The sequence below is a fragment of the Streptomyces sp. CO7 genome (assembly GCF_053474865.1).
In genome coordinates, this window is record NZ_JBRIOU010000035.1 from 1 (window position 1) to 1,161 (window position 1,161).

Sequence of the window (1,161 nt, forward strand, 5' to 3'; positions counted from 1 at the left end):
CCGCCGCGGGACGCTTTCCTCGCGGCTCGCGGCTCGCGGCTCGCGGCTCGCGGCTCGCGGCTCGCGGCTCGCGGCTCGCGGCTCGCGGCTCGCGGCTCGCGGCTCGCGGCCCCGTGGGCCGTGCGTGCCGTGTGCCGGTGGGCCGTGCCTGCGGTGACGGCCCCGCCCGAACGGGGACGGGGCCCCTCCCGCTCGGGGCGACGGTGATTTCCTCGGTGTCGCCCCCGCTCCCATGGGCGGCCGGGTAGCCTCCGCCGGGTGCCGAGCAGAGAGAACGAACCGACGTCCCCGCCCGCCGCCGTCGCACGGATGCGTGACCGGCTGGCCCGGTTGCCCGGGGTCACGGGCGTCGTGCTCGGCGGCTCGCACGCCCGGGGCGCCGCCCGCCCCGACTCCGACCTGGACATCGGCCTGTACTACGACCCGGCCGCGCGGCCCGGCTTCGACCTCGTCCTCGCCGCCGCCGCGGAGCTGGACGACCACGGCGCTCCGCTCGGCCACGGCGCGTACGGCGAGTGGGGGCCGTGGATCAACGGCGGGGTGTGGCTGATCGTCGACGGCACGAAGACCGACATCCTGCTCCGTGACCACGACCGCGTCGACACGGTCCTCCGGCAGGCGGCCGAGGGCACGATCACGGTCGATCACCAGCCCGGGCATCCGCACGGTTTCGTCTCGACCATCTACGCCGGCGAGGTACGCCACAACGTTCCGCTGCACGACCCGCGGGGCCGGCTCGCCGCGTCGAGGGCGCTGGTCGACCCGTATCCGGCGGCGCTGCGGGAGGCGGTGGAGGGCCGGTTCGGCTGGGAGGCGGGGTTCTCCCTCGCCAACGCCGGGTCCCCGGCCCGCCGCGGTGACATCACCCAGGTCACCGGACTGCTGCACCAAGCGGTGGCCTGCATGAACCAGGTGGTGTTCGCCCGCAACGGCCGCTTCGTCGTCAACGAGAAGGGCGCGACGGCGGAGGCCGACGCCCTCCCCGTCCGGCCGGAGAGGTACCGCGAGCGCGTCGAGGCGGCACTCGGCGGACTGTCCACCGACCCGTCGGTGCTGACGGCGGCCGTCGACGCGCTGCGCGCGGTGCACGACGACCTGTCCCAGGGCGCCGCATCCCGCTGAGCGACCCCGCCCAGCGCTCGCGGCCGTAGTCCCCGGGCG

At 76.5% G+C, this 1,161-nt stretch carries 1 protein-coding gene; it reads left to right on the forward strand.

The window, feature by feature from the left end; all coding sequences use genetic code 11:
* Nucleotides 1–258: 258 nt before the first annotated feature.
* Entirely contained in the window at nt 259–1,122 is an 864-nt protein-coding gene (locus ACOV8S_RS30955; RefSeq protein ID WP_448321809.1) for a nucleotidyltransferase domain-containing protein, read from the forward strand.
* The last annotated feature ends 39 nt before the right edge of the window (nt 1,123–1,161 follow it).